This window comes from Desulfosporosinus sp. Tol-M2 (assembly GCF_059735615.1).
Window position 1 is genome coordinate 1 of sequence record NZ_JCAIJG010000164.1, and the last position, 14,732, is coordinate 14,732.

Genomic DNA, 14,732 nt, shown 5'->3' on the forward strand with positions numbered 1-14,732 from the left:
ATTCTTCCAAAAGACATTTGACTCATCCCTCTCCACCCAATTCTTTTGCTTATATTCAAATACCTAAACGGAATTTTTGGTGTAATGTTTTGACTGCCGTCGCCATGTCTTCCTTATGAACCAGCACCCAAATAGTAGTGTGTGAATCAGCTGATTGCAGAATAGTCACACCTGCATCAGAAAGTGCTTCTACCAAATCGGCCATTACACCGGGGACACCAGCAATTCCTGCACCTATAATAGATACTTTTGCACAATTTGGAACTACTCGCGGTTCAAAGCCCATATTCTGTAAAATTTTAACTGCTTGAGACGCAACCTCATCCCGAACGGTATAGAGCACTGCTTCCGGTTGTACACTGATGAGGTCTACGCTAATGTCGGCAAGTGCCATCGCTTTAAATATCTTTTTATCCGTAAGATGTCTGTCTTGAACATCCTCTGTTAGAATCCGAAGTTGTGTGACATTCGGCGTATGCGCAATACCAGTGATAATACGGTCTGAGGTAATATCCGTCCCAACTCCTCGATCTGGATACATGTTCGTAACCAATGTCCCCGGTGCATCTGAAAAGGTCGATTTGATTCTGAGCGAAATATTTCGTTGCATCGCGATTTCTACAGAACGTGGATGAATGACTTTGGCTCCTTGATATGCCATTTGACATATTTCGTTATAAGTGACGGTATCTATTGTCCGTGCATCTTCAACAATCCGAGGATCTGCCGTCATAATTCCCTCAACATCCGTATAAATTTCTATCGCTTCCGCATCGAGAGCAACACCTAGTGCCGAAGCCGTCGTATCACTTCCCCCTCGTCCAAGGGTCGTAATCTGTCCGTCTTCTGTAATTCCCTGGAAACCAGTAACAACAACGACTTTGCCTTTTGCTAGTTGCTCCAGAATCCTGCTAGGCTCTACCCGTACAATCCGAGCATTCCCGAACTCATTATCAGTAATAATTCCTGCTTGCCCTCCTGTAAAAAGAACCGCTTCAAGTCCCAGACTAATTAACGTACTTGCTAATATAGTCCCGGAAATCACTTCCCCGCAACTCATCAGGAGATCTAACTCCCGTTTTGGTAAATTAGAACAAATTTCTTGAACCATGCTCAAAAAAGTATCCGTTGCGTAGGGGTCCCCAAAACGGCCAATTGCAGAAACTACGATAACCGGAGAATATCCACTAAGAATAGCCTCTGAAACTTTGGAGACCACACTTGCTCGCCGCTCTGCCGTAGCCACAGAGGTTCCTCCAAACTTCTGTACCAAAATTCGCAACCCTTCCACCCCCCTTATCGAGGTTCGAGGTTCGATGTTCGAACCAAACTAATACTAACTTCTAACTACTAATCTTACTTCTAATCTCTAACTCCTAACTATTAAGCTTTTATCTTTCAATCTTTCAATCTTTCAATCTTTGAACATCGTTCTTTGATCCTCAAACCAAAGATCTATCCATTTACTAAGAACTTTAAACTACCTAACTCGAAGCCTTACTTCCTATTTTAGACCTGAAACTTGATCCTTCGACTTCGAACTTCGTATCTCGAACCGCGAACCACGATTATAGTAGGAGTTCCGCGATTTGTACGGCATTCGTTGCTGCACCTTTACGGATTTGATCCCCTGCCACCCACAAATTAAAGCCCTGAGCGATAGAAAAGTCTTTACGCAAGCGTCCAACATAGACTTCGTCTTTATCCGAACTAAACCAAGGCATCGGATAACTGTCATTACCTGGATCGTCATCAACAATAACCCCCGCCGCTTTGCTTAAAGCCTCCCGGACTTCTGAGACACTGACTAACCGATCTGTCTCCACATTAATGGACTCCGAATGACTACGCAAAACTGGTACCCGAACGGTGGTTGCTGTAATGGCCATATTGGGAGCGTGGAAAATCTTTTGTGTTTCATATACCATCTTCCACTCTTCTTTGGTATAGTCTCCTTCTTGAAATATATCAATGCGTGGAATAAGGTTGAAAGCAATTTGATAAGGGAAAACTTTGGAAGTGAGTTCTTCCCCCCGTGTCCAGGCCTTAACCTGTGTTTCCAATTCCTCAATACCTTCGCGTCCCGCACCGGACACGGCTTGATATGTAGAAACTACCACCCGACGAATTCCTGCTAAATCAAAAATAGGCTTAAGGGCAACCGCCATAATAATCGTTGAACAGTTGGGATTTGCAATAATTCCTTTATGCCACGAAACATCTTCCGGATTGACTTCAGGTACTACAAGAGGCACTTCCAGGTCAAGGCGAAAAGCGCTGCTGTTATCGATCACCACAGCCCCACTATTCACTGCGGCATGGGCGTATTCCGTGCTTCCCGATCCACCTGCAAAAAGCGCAATGTCAATACCCTTAAAGCTCTCATTGGTTGACTCTTGAACCTCAAGTTTCTGGCCTTGCCATGAAATTATTTTCCCTGCAGAATGTTTTGTCGCTAACAGCCTCAATTCATTAACCGGAAAATTCCGTTCGGCGAGAATTTTAAGAAACTCTTGTCCAACTGCTCCCGTGGCACCAACAATTGCAACATTTGGCATTAATTTGTTCCTCCTTAAATATTTTTAACTTGTGGGAAAGGGTACCCCACCGGAAGCAAGGCCCCAAGTCCCACAGTGATCCACATATTACCGATAATCCAAAAGCACAGGTTGGATTTGTTGTCCGGCACAAGCCATGAGGATGGTTTCCGGCAATTTATCCATATGCGCTACCAGGGAATTTGCTTTAACTTGCGGATTATCTTGACCAAACGGTACCAAGTAAATATTTTTTGTTATGAGTAAAGTCCCAATATTACGTGCATTGAGCCCCAGTCCATCATTGGTCGAAATCGCCAAAACCACCGGTCTTAGATTACGAAGATGGGATTTTGCTGCCATGAGTACTGGGGTATCTATAATACCATTTGCCAGCTTAGCAATGGTATTTCCGGTACACGGAGCAATGACAACACAATCAAACATGTTCTTTGGTCCGATAGGCTCAGCATCAGGAATAGAAAGAATCAGATCCCTTTGAGTGATTTCCTGGAATTGATGTTTCCAATCCTCCGCCTTTCCAAATCGTGTGTCCATACTATCAACGGAGTAAGAGATTATCGGCGTCACGTCAGCACCTTCATCTACCAGTCGCTCCATAACATTTATAACTTCATGTATCATACAATGTGATCCTGTAATAGCAAAACCAATCTTCAACCCGTCAATCTGCATCTCTCTTCGCACCTCCACTTTTTAAGACTGAACCGTAGTATTCATTGTGGTCAAGTGACGAAGAATAAGTTGCGGATAGATTTGAGCAAGAATTCGGCCGGCTGTTTTGGGAGCTACAATGCCTGGGAGACCCGGGGCCAGAAGTGCTTTTATGCCAAGCATCTGTGCATATTCAAAATCTGTCCCTCCCGGAATAGAAGCCAAATCCACGATTACTACATCCCGTGCCACCTTTTCTAACATCATGCGGTCTAAGACAAGATGAGGTACGGTGTTAAAAATGATCTCCGCACGTCCAATCTTATCCTCAAGATCGGAAAAATGTACGGCATTAAGTCCCATTTCAGTAGCACGCGCTAAGTCCATTGGTTTACGAGCAACCCCCGTCACATGTGCTCCAATACCTTGCAACATTCGCGCCAGAGTCCAACCACACCGCCCTAAACCTAAGACGATGCTTTCACTACCATGAATCGTAATGGTTGTGTTCTCCATAGCCATTTGAATGGCTCCTTCTGCCGAAGGAATGGAATTAAGGATAGTAATCTCATTAAGGGATATGGTTTCTACCAACTGGGTTCCCATCTTTTCTGCTACTGACTTCAAAGCCGGCCGCGCGAAACCAATAATCAGCGGAACACGCGCTGGAATAGCTTGAAGTACTTCTTTGTTTAAAACGATAGGTGAAGAAGAATATTTGGCTTTGACTACCCCACGTTCATCCGTGCCGAACATTGGAAAAAGCAGCATATCTACTTGACCAACTACATCTTGTAATGAAGGCGCAAGCATCATTCCCGGAATGGGAGAAGCATTTTCGTATCCGACCCCGACTATGTAGGCTCCCAGTTTTTGTAGTTCGGGAATTAAATATAGTTCCCGATCATCCCCCCCTATCACGGCCAAACGAATTCCTTTCAGATCCGCACTCATCTTTATGCCCCCTTTGAGACAGTGTCCCATTGACTACTATCCATTATATGAGGGAATGAGGGCAGCGGTTACGCGAGATATTATTTTACGCGAGATATTATTTAATCAAGGAAATTCTCGAGTCCTATGACTAGATTATTCAACTCGGAAGCCTTGCGAATAGCTAACATTACCCCCGGCATATAGGTTTCTCTCGAGAATACATCATGCCGGATTGTTAGAGCCTGACCTAACCCTCCAAATAAAACTTCTTGGTGGGCAAGCAACCCGGGAAGCCGCACAGAGTGTATATGAATTCCTCCAATATCCGCGCCACGGGCCCCTATAATTTTTTCATATTCATTCGGGTGTCCTTGAACCATGGGGTCACGGACTTCTAAAATCCCTTCCGCCGTTTTTATTGCGGTTCCCGACGGGGCGTCCAGTTTTTGATCATGGTGCAATTCAATAATATCCACATGTGGAAAGTATTTTGCTGTTTCCCAGGCAAAGCGCATCATCAAAATCGCCCCAATAGAGAAATTTGGAGCCAAGAATGCGCCTACGCGTTCTTTCACTACGAGGGCACGAATTTCTTCAATTTCAGATTCATCCAAGCCGGTTGTGCCAACAACTGGAACTACACCGGCCAGAATTGCCGTTTTGGTGTTTTTTAAAACAGATTGAGGATTAGTAAAATCCACTAAAACATCAGCGCGTGTCGCATTTAAGATTTCAAGGTCTAATGGACCTGTAATATCTACCCCGACCCGCGGTGCGCCTACAACAAACCCAACATCCATTCCCAGTTGTCGTGTATCACAAGCTCCCACCAATAAGAGATCATCTTGTTTTAAAAGCGAACGGATCACTTCCTGACCCATTTTTCCACTTGCTCCGGCCACAAAAACCCGAATTTTCTTCAACGGAAACCCCTCCTGCGATGATAAGGCAAAAACCCCGTTGCCAAACGCAGTTCGGGGTTGCAGCTTTTCCATCCATTTTATTGGGTATCCTGCCCTCTGTCAAATTGTATCTTAACGAATCTTATCAGATTTATTATGCAGATCAATAATGATAACTTCGGACCCTACTTTTTTGATAGTTTGCCAAGGTATCATCAATATTTCTCGTTCCCGGTCTCCCCTGGAACCCCAAAAACCTGAAAATCCCCCGCGGGAGGTTAGAATGATTGCTTCAACTGATCCGTTTAAGGAAATATCAAGATCAGCGTCCCCCACCAAGCCGAGTTTTGCGCCATCATACAAATTGATAATTTCTTTACCGGCAAGATCACTTAAAAGCATCCTATTTCCTCCTTATTTCCGCAGTCTTGTCCAAGTACTCAATACAAAAGGTTGCAATATGGCTATCAATAAGGAAATTAGAGCTAGTGGTTCAATTAAAAAGATTGAACCACTCCACCAATCCTCGGGGATTTTTAAGAAGGAGAACAAGAGCTCCAGCGAGAGGTAAATCCCCCCTGCTGTACCCACTAATTGACTTAAAGCAGTGGCCAATTGATTTGACGTAGCCTGAGATCGCCACATCAGCCGATACTTTCGTTCACGTACGGAAATGATAACTCCAAATACCAGGAACATAACCCCCAGGGCTTGCATTTTCACTCCCCCTCATGGGGAGTGTATGAACAGACAAACTTTAGTAGAACATAGAATTTGTGAAAGATCCACTTCTACCCACGTCTACATTTTTCCTTTGTTGCCTTCAGTTTCTGCCTTGCCAAGCAAATAAAGAAAGGCAGAGTCGGCATACGCAGAATAGGCACTTTGGTCTCATGTTTATAGTCATTACTTTCGCTTCGCTCAAGACACAAAACGTAATGAAATAAGTTGGATTTGAGCTAATTTTTCATTATTCTGAACTCCTAGGGATAACAGTTAACTACAAATCACGCGGGGTTGAGTGGGCTGCTCCAAGCTGGAGTGACCGCATGTTTATATGTGTAGATTGCTTTCCAAGCACAAATAAGTGTGTCTTCGAGCACGCAGACTTATCTTCTTTAAACATTACTCGTTTACTGTCAGGCAATCAGTCAATGCTATTCAGTGTTGATTTTGCCAATTCAACATCATTCCCTAACATCTTGAATATTTTTTATAAGTTTTTTCCCTCTTTGTTATTAGATTTATAATCCTCTTTCAATGTAGCCTTCTGCGATATTATTCCGCTCTCGATATATTGGGCGATTATTTCTTGAGATGATAACTTTTCATTACTTTATTACCTCAAATCTTTTAATGACGTCAATCCCAAACTCATGCTGCGTTTCAAAACTTTGTCCTGCAATCCAATCTCTTACTTTCATCCCATTTTAAATGAAAACTTTGACGTATTATAATATCCACTTATCTTTGCGAGAGTCGCTGAATCAACAGCAATTACGTTATTTGTATTGTGGATTTGTAGCGGACTAAAGCGATTTCTGAATTTGATTTTGTTCTACAATGTGATGCCAAGCCTTTCCTTCCCCAGCAGTTCCGAGTTCTTTTTTAAGAGCATTAAAAATATCAAAACCATACCCGCCCCCTGAGAGCATATATTATGCACCAATACACCAAACTGCTTACAAAGTAAGTATGCCAGTCCTCAACCTCGAAATTGTAAACTTTCACTGGGTTCTTAAATTCTTCAATTTCCAGGGCTTCGACTTTCGTTTCTTCTCCATTTGCCAGAGTCAGTATATCTCCGACTCCCAAATCTTTAGCTTTGACCCAGCCTTTATCCATTACATAAAATGGATGTGTTAAGGTTGTATTTATCACTGTGTCTTGAACCGTAAAAGGAGACGCTAATCCATCTCCCAGTTTTTTGACTACTTTTGTTAGTAAGCTTTATTTTTGTTTCGCAGTCAGTTCAACGTTAACCGTCCATGTTTTGTCGCCTTTTTTATTTACCAATGCTACTTCGTTATCTGAAAGCCACTTAACTTCTCCCAAATGTTCAGCATATGCAAATTCGTCTGGGAGTTCTGAAATAACTATTTTTTTATCTAATTTAGTACCATTTTTATCTCGTAGAACTATATAAATCTGAATAGATTCAACTCCATGCTGACATAAAACCTCAGCACTAAATTTTTTGTCTGCACTTTTAACAGGTTTCTTCCAAACCCATTCATTTGTGTAATTAGCTTCACGAATCTTGAAATATACCGTTTCGAAGGGTTTAATATTCCAATTTTCATTTTCTACAACTATTTTGGTACCTTCCATTAGTAAGTCTAAAGTTTCTTTTTTCTTCTGATAATCATTACTAGCTGAGAAACTATTATAACTGAATTTTACTTGTACGGTACATACACCTAAAAAGTTCAAAACTTGCTCTTCCTTGACATCATCGACACATTCAACCAGTATCTTTGAACAGTCTTTCGTTTCCATCCGTCCAAATAATCTTTCAAACATAGCTGAGATATTTCTGGTTTCTAATCTAAACTGGCGTCTCTTATCTTTCCAATTTTTTTCATAATCCAGTTTAGTTGCTTCATTACGGAGACAATTTTTCTCATTCATTATTGCATTAATTTTATCTTCATCAGCGATATATGGTAAATCCAAATCAAATTCGCTTAAATACACTTTTTATCATCTCCTTATTTCCAGGGTTGTGGCCTTTGGTGCATACTCATTGAATTTCCTTCTCTCCAAATCCTCATTGCATTATTTAATTCCCAGTCAAGGGCTGCTTGTCTGCCTTGAATGCTCGGCTCAACAACTCTTGCACCGTACTTATTAGATCCAGCAGCATTATTAAAACTATTTACTTGAGAATTTGCTCTTGGCGATGTCTCATTTTTATTAAGCGGTCGCCCGCTAATACCTATCTTTATGATATCCCCAGATTCATTTTCAAATATTTCATATCCATGCTGAACTTTAGTACTTAATTTACTGTTACCGTGGACAAATTCACCCGCCCCCTCAGGTGGAAGAATCTATATCTCAGATTAAGGTTGGGAACCCGTATTCAATTTTAAAATTTATGGCATAATTTCAATGCTGTGTTATAACAATCATTACTGTTCTTCTACAACATGATCCTCAACCACAAAGGGACGATACTCCGTCTTGTTCTTCATCATGCCGTAAACAATGTTTACTAATCGGCGCATTATACAGACCAACGCCTGTGATTTCGTTTTACCTTCGCTGATTTTACGCTGATAATAGAAATAAAATATAGGCTGATTCGGCTTTCCTGTCTTTGGAACCGTGACCATGGATACCGCCAGATTAAGAAAACCGAGGCTACGGCCTCGGTCCTTTTATTTAACATCCGTTATTTTGTACTCATACCCATGGATCCCCTTGTAATACTCTGGATACATAGTACCACCACATTTTTCACAACTGAACTGCGGAGGCACTGTTGGATCACCATCATCCATCTCATCGAATGATCGTACTACGTTTAGAGGTATCCCTTCAGTTTGGTTACACTCCAAACAAACATAATTGACCGTATTCCTGTTCCCGTTTTCGTTCGGGCTGCTTTGGTGCTTTTTCTTCTTTTTGCCCAGTTTCCGTTGTTTTGATTTCGGTGAGATTGTAAATCATCCTCTCTAGACAAGCTCGTGCTACTTGACAACTTGCATGTTTTATTTCTAGTTGTCCCTCTTTTAGACACACTTCTCCCTTGTATTCATAATAGTTCCCGCAATGCGGGCATATCATGGGATCTTTTCCGGTCTGTTCTTTGATACGTTGACACCATTTCCTCCGGCTAATGCTTTTCTTTACTTTGACAATCCATTTCCTCATTTCTTTCTGCCAGATAGAAATAATTTTCTTGCATTGGGCTTTTATTCGCCGGGAATACACACCATAATGACGGATAGTTTTGAATTGCTCATCTGGAATATGTACTATCAGCCGGGCTATAAATTTTTCTACCGTTAGCTTTTCCCGCTTTTCTTGACCATCCTTTTTGTCATGGTATTTAAACGTTACATACTCACCGTCATATTCCTCAATCCGATGTAAAGCTATTGCCGGGCGACGAATATACCGACCAATATAGGCCAGTTGCTCCTTTACATTTCCTTTCTGTCTGGGGGCATAAACATAAAATCCTTCTCCATTAGCACTGTATGCCTTTTGCAATAAATGCTGCACTTTCTTTTTTTCATTATTGTCTAGGACCTTACGTATTAATTTTAATACGACTGTCTGCCACTGCTTACGTAGCATCGGAAAAGGTAGATAATCATACACCTTCCACTCACCACTTTGTTTCATCCCACCCATCGTCACAAGCATATGTACATGGGGATTAAAATTCATCCGCGCCCCAAATGTATGCAACCCAGCTATTATTCCTGGTACAATTTTGAATTTCTTCTTGAACCAATCCTGGATTATCCGGACCGCTTCGTCCATCAGGTCTCTTAGTATTTCTCGGTGTTTCTGAAATATAACCCTTAACCCTTCATCAATTGTAAAAATAACATGGCGATGGTTAACCTGGAGCAATTCATCGGCAATAAGCCGACTCCACTCCTCAGTTTCTCCGCTGGAACATGTTGTGCAAAACCGTCCTTTACAACGATATGGTACTATTTTTATATCATGGCATGCTTCACATACCAATAATTTAAAACCACTTTTTGGATCTCCACAACGATGAAACTTTTCAACTTCTTTAATTACAATGGGTCTGATACGACCTTTGTATCTTTTCACAAAAGTATCCCAATGCTTATGCTTATCAAAAAATATCTGTTTTAACACATTTGCTTCCATCGCCTATATCATAACAAATCGGCAAGTAAAGGGGTACCCCCAATATTGGACAGGTACCCTAAAACTTATACTTTCTGATATATAAATAAAATAATCCGTGCAGCTCACGGTTACCTTGTTTTGAGCTTTGCTCCTTGCCTTTGCCGCCGGAACTGAACTTGATTGGTGCAATTCCTGCATAACGAGCCAGTTTATCAGCACTCGAAAAACGACGTATATCACCGATTTCGGCAATCAGCTTGCTTGCTGTGGCAATGCTGACGCCCGGTATTGTTGTTAGTTTATAGTCAAAATACCTCAGCATCCTTTCGATTTCACAATCGACCAGGGCTAGTTCTTCCTTTTGCTGCTCAAGACAACGCGCAAGGCTTTTGGTGATAAAATCCCTTGATTCCTGATATTCTCGTATCGTATCACCATCATGATGAACGCATTCAAATATCAATTCAATCTTACTTTTTGTTGTATTGGACGCGATCGCTTTAAATTCTTCAAACAGTTCATCAACAGGTTTATTCCGCAGATAGACGGGTGACGGATAGTGTTTCCAAAAATACAGCGCCGTCTTCCGGTCAATATCGCAAAAAAATCTATGGTAGCTTGGGTAAGCCGTCGACACCTGCTCATGCAAACCGTTTTTCAGCCGGATACCATCTTTGACAAGGGTGTCCCGGCGGTTGACAAGCTGGGACAGCGTCCAATGGTTGTCCTCCGGCTTTGCGTCGGGCAGGGTATGAAGCTGGTTGATCAATACTGTAGCCACGCAATAAGCGTCGTGCTCGTCGTTCTTCTTCATCATGGGTGCGCTTTTGCGCTGGTCATAAGCCAGGGACGGATTAACATCCTTCACCATATAACCTTTTTCAATCAGCCAGACAGCAAGGCTCCTGCCGTAACCGTAGGCATTTTCCAAGCCGTAAATAGGGGACAGCCCCAGCTTTACAGCCATCTTATTTACTCGTTTTGCCAGCTTGCTAAACTCGCTGGGCTTGTTTTCAATTACGATAACATCTAGTTTCTCATTCCAGCAATTCACCATCACGGCAGTATGGGTGTCCTTATGTAAGTCCATGCCGACATAGAGATAGTTTTCTCTTCTCTGCATATCATCCCTTCTTTTGTCCTGCATCCACTTCAAGCTCCCAGCACCGGCAACCTCAGATAACAGCGTTAGTCTTTTCAGACCCGCAAGGGCGCAACAGCCTATCTACCGCTAACTTTCCGTTTCAAACAGGTTATTCACTTTCGTGTTGGTAATGTTAACTCTGTCCGAAACGGATTGCAAGTTGTTTCTGTGGTATATTTATATGGCTAAGTGATGCAGAAAAAGAAAACGAGGGATTTTTCCGGGATAATTTCTTACCCCCTTAACCCCCCCTCTGGCGCGAATTTTACCACAGAACAGATTTCCTGTAAATTCATGGTTCACCATGAACCATGGGGTACAAGCCAGTTTACATGTCCATTGCTGGCAAATTTACAGAAGCTGTGCGTTTCATATATGCCTTCGTTATCCGGCACACAAATGTTTAATGCCAATAGCAAGTTTGCTAATATTGTTGTCTGGCAGCGTGAGCCACTGTGTGCCGCTGTGTCGCGTTTTAGTTACTGCTATAAGGTGTTTGCCCCTTTGGCGAAATTGAAAACGGATTTGGCTGCTTTCTGCGAACCTTTCCCTTTAAAATACAATCCCAAAATGTGTTTCGTCACCTCAATTTGGGGGTGAACCATGGGGTCGAAAACCATGCAGGTTAAAGGCGGGTGCACCTTTGGGCGCACCGCCGGATTACATCGGTCGGCAATGCCGACCGCAAAAGGGTTTGAGTGAACAGCAGCTGTTTTCCTTAGGTGGCTGTAAATTTAGCAAGGTACACCTTTGAGGTGTCTCGGATCACTACCGAACAGCCAGATTTCACGCCTTTCTAGGTGGTCTGGTAAGGGTGTACTCTACATTTGTCAAGGAGCGTATAGAGGTCATTGCTTACCTCTATACCTCAAATTGCTTTTATTTTATTATTTGATATCTCCAATCTCTTTTTTTGAACATCGCTTAATTCTGACATTTGAGAATAATACGAAATGACATCTTCATACCTTTTTTCTTTAAATGCTTTTTCTGCTTCCTTTTCAATTAGACTCTCATTATATTTTCGTAGATTTTCTTTTCTTTTTAGCATAACAGTATTCATAGCTTCATAAATTTTCCCCTCCTCAATAAGAGGTAGTATTTTGGTTGTCACAATACCTACAAATTTTCTCATACACAATTCCAAAGAAAAACTTTCAGATATCTGGTATACCGCTTTTTCATCAGTATTAAAATAGTCTGACATTACTTCGGATAAATACACGGATTGTTTTAATTCTTCAGACGAAATAACTCCATACACTTCAAACTCTCTTTCCAAGTAAAATGACAACTCAAGTTTGGAGAACGAAAAAGATATCTCAGTTGGCGTTTTCTTTGTTAATTTTGCTCCCATTTGTTTTAATATGGGTGCCATTTCTGATTCTGCGATCTTAATAAAACTATTAGTCAAATTCATTCTCCTCCTTATTTTGGCAGATTCCAATAACCATTACTATATGTCCATCCTCTGCTTTGAAGTAAATTCCTTTCAGCTCCCAAGAATCCAGCATTATTCATTGGATATGGAGAGACATCTTTAATAGGCTTTCCCTCATTCATTACACTTCTTAGTATCCCAGAATTCTGCTTCCAGTTTGCTTTTGGATTCCCCATATTTGGTAGATAATCGGCTACTTTAAACTCACCACTATTTATTGAGCCAGCTTTGTTTAAATCCGCCATTTTTCCAATAGTAGCCGTATTACCTTCTCGGACAAGTTGCGCCGGTACCGTTTTAGCTGCTTCACCCGCGCCCTGAGAGCATAAATTATGCACCAATACACCCAAACTGCTTACAAAGTAAGTATGCCAGTCCTCAACCTCGAAATTGTAAACTTTCACTGGGTTCTTAAATTCTTCAATTTCCAGGGCTTCGACTTTCGTTTCTTCTCCATTTGCCAGAGTCAGTATATCTCCGACTCCCAAATCTTTAGCTTTGACCCAGCCTTTATCCACTACATAAAATGGATGTGTTAAGGTTGTATTTATCACTGTGTCTTGAACAATAATGTGTAACAGGGTATAAGTATCATTAATAAATGTCTGTTTTACATTTTTGTACTTCTTTTCATTAGTCTTAACGTTTTCAGCATAAACTTTATCCCCTACCTGAATATCCTTGAGCTGTTTATCCCCATTTGCTGTCATTACTAAGGTTTCACCCGTGAAGCATATTGAGAAGGCGAGTTTGTTACCAGTTACCGCAGTATTAGCTTTATATACGACATTGGCTGCATCAGTACCTTTTAATACATCTACAGTTTTGCCCATGCCTTTTGTTCCCACAACTGCGAGCGCTACTTCTCCCAATGCTACTCCCGCAAATCTTGCTCTTGAGTTGGCATCTCCATTGATCACATTTTCATTAAATGAAGTAGAAATACCATTCCAGATGGCTGTTCCCGTGTTTATAGGGTGTATAACTGCATTCTGGATCTGACCTATTGTTTGAACTGGATTCGTGACAGCATTTACCAATCCAGTTACCGTACTCTTGCCTGCGTCATATAGTCCTCCAAAGAAGTTCTGTGCTATCGGCAAAGTTGTCATCCCGTAGGAACTTAACGAATTCCCAAACGAACTCAGCGAACTGTATGTCGACGTCCCTATTGAACTTAATGAATTATACGCTGATGTCGTATAGGAGCTTGCTGTACTTATTAACGAATTCCCAAACGAACTCGGCGAATTGTATGTCGACGTTCCTATTGAACTTAATGAATTGTACGCTGATGTCGTATAGGAGCTTACTGTACTTATTAACGAATTCCCAAACGAACTCAGCGAATTGTATGTCGACGTTCCTATTGAACTTAATGAATTGTACGCCGATGTCGTATAGGAGCTTGTTGTACTTATTAACGAATTCCCAAACGAACTCAGCGAATTGTACGTCGATGTCCCTGCTGAACTTAATGAATTATACGCCGATGTCGTATAGGAGCTTACTGTACTTATTAACGAATTCCCAAACGAACTCAGCGAATTGTATGTCGACGTTCCCCATGAGCCGGCTGTGTTATAGATCGACGTCCCTATTGAGCCGGCTGTGTTATACGCCGAAGATGCATATGAGCTTATTGTATTAGATATAGCCGAACCCCATGAACTGATTGAGCTTCCTATTCCGCTGAAGAAACTCCCTATTCCGCTAAAGAATCCACCAAAATTTGGCCAATGCCCAGTCGGGTCATAGTATTTTAACGGATTATTGTAAGTGTAGATATATCTGTTTAAACTCAACGGGTCATTAGGATCGCCGCCATAGGTGTCTTCCTGCAGGAACCTAGCCGTTACTGGATCATACATCCGGCTGTTGCAGTAGTACAATCCGGTCTCTTTATCATATTGGTAACCAGCATAGGTAAAGGGGTTATTGACATTTCCAGTCGATTCCAAGATATTGCCAAAGGCATCATAATAATAGGTTGCCTGTATGGTCCCTGCCGCATCAAGCAGAGCAGTGACATCTCCGTGCCCGTTATACATGTAGTAAAGGGTAGCACCACTTACGGTCCGGGCAATGAGGCTTGTACCCTGGATGTTTTTGGCTGTCTGATTATTTGAACTATCCAGTTCTAATGCGACTTTATCCCAAATATAAACGTATTTTGTTATCTGGCTATTAACCTGTTTCGATACCCGTAATCCTTCACCGTTGTAGGTATTTTTTGTGTCGCTTCCCGATTTCTC

The 14,732-nt window shown here is 41.7% G+C and carries 14 protein-coding genes and 1 pseudogene; all 15 read right to left on the bottom strand.

Going from position 1 to position 14,732, the window contains the following annotated elements; all coding sequences use genetic code 11:
• Positions 1–55: 55 nt before the first annotated feature.
• Complete coding sequence (gene dapG / locus AC6I5A_RS12325) at positions 56–1,282, bottom strand: aspartate kinase (RefSeq protein ID WP_034616441.1); 1,227 nt, start codon at positions 1,280–1,282, stop codon at positions 56–58.
• Between the two features lie 286 nt (positions 1,283–1,568).
• Positions 1,569–2,558: an aspartate-semialdehyde dehydrogenase gene (locus tag AC6I5A_RS12330; protein ID WP_034616444.1), complete on the bottom strand. Its 990-nt coding sequence runs from the start codon at positions 2,556–2,558 to the stop codon at positions 1,569–1,571.
• Between the two features lie 87 nt (positions 2,559–2,645).
• Positions 2,646–3,233, bottom strand: a complete 588-nt coding sequence (locus AC6I5A_RS12335) for a dipicolinate synthase subunit B (protein WP_034616446.1) — start codon at positions 3,231–3,233, stop codon at positions 2,646–2,648.
• Between the two features lie 21 nt (positions 3,234–3,254).
• On the bottom strand, positions 3,255–4,166 hold the full coding sequence (gene dpsA, locus AC6I5A_RS12340; protein WP_034616449.1) for a dipicolinate synthase subunit DpsA: 912 nt from the start codon (positions 4,164–4,166) through the stop codon (positions 3,255–3,257).
• Between the two features lie 101 nt (positions 4,167–4,267).
• A complete protein-coding gene (dapB, locus tag AC6I5A_RS12345) occupies positions 4,268–5,071 on the bottom strand; it encodes a 4-hydroxy-tetrahydrodipicolinate reductase (RefSeq protein ID WP_034616452.1) in 804 nt (267 codons plus the stop codon).
• Positions 5,072–5,182: 111 nt separating this feature from the next.
• Positions 5,183–5,452 (bottom strand): YlmC/YmxH family sporulation protein, encoded by a 270-nt coding sequence (locus AC6I5A_RS12350; protein WP_034616456.1) that lies wholly within the window; start codon positions 5,450–5,452, stop codon positions 5,183–5,185.
• A gap of 12 nt (positions 5,453–5,464) precedes the next feature.
• A complete protein-coding gene (locus AC6I5A_RS12355) occupies positions 5,465–5,767 on the bottom strand; it encodes a hypothetical protein (protein ID WP_034616458.1) in 303 nt (100 codons plus the stop codon).
• A 909-nt stretch (positions 5,768–6,676) separates the two neighbouring features.
• Complete coding sequence (locus AC6I5A_RS12360) at positions 6,677–6,931, bottom strand: polymorphic toxin-type HINT domain-containing protein (RefSeq protein WP_034616459.1); 255 nt, start codon at positions 6,929–6,931, stop codon at positions 6,677–6,679.
• Positions 6,932–7,000: 69 nt separating this feature from the next.
• Positions 7,001–7,747 (bottom strand): hypothetical protein, encoded by a 747-nt coding sequence (locus AC6I5A_RS12365; protein WP_034616461.1) that lies wholly within the window; start codon positions 7,745–7,747, stop codon positions 7,001–7,003.
• A 14-nt stretch (positions 7,748–7,761) separates the two neighbouring features.
• Entirely contained in the window at positions 7,762–8,103 is a 342-nt protein-coding gene (locus AC6I5A_RS12370) for a hypothetical protein (RefSeq protein ID WP_497900729.1), read from the bottom strand.
• Positions 8,104–8,184: 81 nt separating this feature from the next.
• Positions 8,185–8,409 (bottom strand): annotated as a pseudogene (locus tag AC6I5A_RS12375) (IS110 family RNA-guided transposase); the annotation flags it as partial.
• A 193-nt stretch (positions 8,410–8,602) separates the two neighbouring features.
• Positions 8,603–9,850 (bottom strand): IS91 family transposase, encoded by a 1,248-nt coding sequence (locus tag AC6I5A_RS12380; protein WP_497900726.1) that lies wholly within the window; start codon positions 9,848–9,850, stop codon positions 8,603–8,605.
• Positions 9,851–9,968: 118 nt separating this feature from the next.
• The gene (locus AC6I5A_RS12385; protein ID WP_497900727.1) at positions 9,969–11,039 is read right to left on the bottom strand and encodes an IS110 family RNA-guided transposase; all 1,071 of its coding nucleotides are present in this window, start codon (positions 11,037–11,039) and stop codon (positions 9,969–9,971) included.
• Between the two features lie 865 nt (positions 11,040–11,904).
• A complete protein-coding gene (locus tag AC6I5A_RS12390) occupies positions 11,905–12,450 on the bottom strand; it encodes a hypothetical protein (RefSeq protein WP_034616466.1) in 546 nt (181 codons plus the stop codon).
• Between the two features lie 14 nt (positions 12,451–12,464).
• Positions 12,465–14,732, bottom strand: a 2,268-nt coding sequence (locus AC6I5A_RS12395) for a polymorphic toxin-type HINT domain-containing protein (protein ID WP_497900728.1), incomplete at its 5' end; no start/stop codon positions are given.

Excerpts from the sequence above, each read along its gene's own strand:
- AC6I5A_RS12330 (WP_034616444.1), bottom strand. The coding sequence starts at position 2,558 with ATGCCAAATGTTGCAATTGTTGGTGCCACGGGAGCAGTTGGACAAGAG.
- AC6I5A_RS12335 (WP_034616446.1), bottom strand. The coding sequence starts at position 3,233 with ATGCAGATTGACGGGTTGAAGATTGGTTTTGCTATTACAGGATCACAT.
- dpsA (WP_034616449.1), bottom strand. The coding sequence starts at position 4,166 with ATGAGTGCGGATCTGAAAGGAATTCGTTTGGCCGTGATAGGGGGGGAT.
- AC6I5A_RS12350 (WP_034616456.1), bottom strand. The coding sequence starts at position 5,452 with ATGCTTTTAAGTGATCTTGCCGGTAAAGAAATTATCAATTTGTATGAT.
- AC6I5A_RS12355 (WP_034616458.1), bottom strand. The coding sequence starts at position 5,767 with ATGCAAGCCCTGGGGGTTATGTTCCTGGTATTTGGAGTTATCATTTCC.
- AC6I5A_RS12385 (WP_497900727.1), bottom strand. The coding sequence starts at position 11,039 with ATGCAGGACAAAAGAAGGGATGATATGCAGAGAAGAGAAAACTATCTC.